The following is a 1,085-nucleotide window of genomic DNA, read 5'->3' as shown; positions in this document are numbered from 1 at the left end:
TCCGGCAGATAGCGCGCCAGATCGCCGGTCTTATACAGCCGATCGCCGTCCACAAAGGGACTGGCGGTGAACCGCTCGGCCGTCAGCTCGGGCCGGTTCAGGTAGCCACGCGCAACGCCTGCCCCGCCGATATAGAGCTCACCCACCGCCCCGAACGGCACCGGCGCACCATGACCGTCCAGCAGATACACCCGCGTGTTCGCAATCGGATGCCCGATCGGGATACGGCGGAATGTCTCATCAATCGTGGTGATCTCGCAGACTGTCGCGAAGGTCGTCGTCTCGGTCGGACCGTAGCAGTGAACGAGGCGTACAGGACCTTCTTCTCTCAGCAATCTCAAAAATGAGGGAACGTCACTGGCCTCGCCTCCAGAAAGGAGGTACTTAAGTTGTGCCAACGCTGGAGCGATCGATGACGTATATTGGTTGAATAATGCTGTTGTTAGAAAAAGGGTTGTCACCCGTTGCTGTTCAAGTGACTTAGCGAAATTTGAAGGATTTATGACGGTCGTGGCATCCAATGCAATAATGCAGCCACCGTTGAGCAGCGGTGCCCACACTTCAAATGTGCTGGCGTCGAAGGCGGGATTACCCACCCACGCCACACGATCTCGGGCATCGATCTTCGCATAGCCATTGTTGATGACGAGCCGGTTGACCGCACGATGAAGAACAACAACCCCCTTGGGAAGGCCGGTCGAGCCGGAAGTGTACATCACGTAAGCGGCAGTCTCGGCGCTCAACCTCAAGCCAGGGTCGGCACTAGACCCAGTCCCAGCCATGAGCGGCTCAATAGACAGAACAGGGATCGTCACATCAACCAATTCATCGTCACCCTCGCTAAGCACGAGGCGCGCAGCACAATCGGCAATCAGCCATCCTTGTCGCGCAGACGGAACGCCACGATCGATCGGCACATACACTCCGCCCGCCTTAAGGATCGCCAACTGCGCCACGACAAGAGCGACGGAGCGGTCCAGCACTGTCGCAATGCGGTTCCCCGGCTTGACCCCAAGGGCGATCAGATGATGGGCCAGCCGGTTGGCCCGCGCATTGAGCTCGCCATAGCTCAGGCGCTCGTCCTC

At 58.8% G+C, this 1,085-nt stretch carries 1 protein-coding gene; it reads right to left on the bottom strand.

Features of this window, described 5'->3' with window-relative positions; all coding sequences use genetic code 11:
- Positions 1-1,085 (bottom strand): amino acid adenylation domain-containing protein (locus AC0L3O_RS35345; protein WP_473618141.1); only part of this gene is annotated, 1,085 nt, incomplete at both ends.

It is taken from the genome of Mesorhizobium sp. WSM4810, assembly GCF_055811235.1.
The sequence above is the reverse complement of the archived record's forward strand: the minus strand, read 5'-3'. Positions and strand labels throughout refer to the sequence as shown.